The organism is Paraburkholderia sp. CNPSo 3274 (genome assembly GCF_024206475.1).
In the GTDB taxonomy this organism is placed as follows: domain Bacteria; phylum Pseudomonadota; class Gammaproteobacteria; order Burkholderiales; family Burkholderiaceae; genus Paraburkholderia.
Genome location: NZ_JAMBPR010000278.1, coordinates 1 through 507 on the forward strand (window position 1 = coordinate 1; position 507 = coordinate 507).

At 61.5% G+C, this 507-nt stretch carries 2 pseudogenes; one reads left to right on the forward strand and one right to left on the reverse strand.

What is annotated here, in order from left to right:
* A pseudogene (locus M3I54_RS44695) lies at positions 1–166 on the forward strand (group II intron reverse transcriptase/maturase); the annotation flags it as partial.
* A gap of 133 nt (positions 167–299) precedes the next feature.
* On the opposite strand, the pseudogene M3I54_RS44700 reads toward M3I54_RS44695, so the two are convergent.
* A pseudogene (locus tag M3I54_RS44700) lies at positions 300–507 on the reverse strand (IS3 family transposase); the annotation flags it as partial.

Below are 507 nucleotides of genomic sequence, written 5' to 3' on the forward strand. Positions count from 1 at the left end.
TCGATACCACGTCGTTGATCTGTGGCGGCGGGCGCTCCGGCGCCGCAGTCAAAAGGATCACATGACGTGGCAGCGAGTCGAGCGGATCGCAGATGCCTGGCTCCCGCAACCTCGAATCCTTCACCCGTGGCCCGACCGGCGATTTGCCGTCAAACACCCGAGGTAGGAGCCCGGTGCCCGAATTGGGCACGCCGGGATCTGTGCGGGGGGTGCTCAGTAATGGGCATCCCTACCGCAATTCTGGGCCGTCACCGGCACTTTGAACCGCCCCGGGTTTCCCGGAGGCTGTTTTGCTTGAGTCACGCCGCGATGGCGGACCCAGCGAGTTTTGAATAATAAGCGGCTTCTGCCTCGGCAGGTGGAATGTTGCCGATGGGGCCGAATAGTCGACGATTGTTGAACCAGTCAACCCATTCGAGCGTCGCCATTTCAACGGCCTGCGGATTGCGCCACGGTCCGAGGCGATGGATCACCTCTGCCTTGTACAAGCCGTTGATCGTTTCAGCC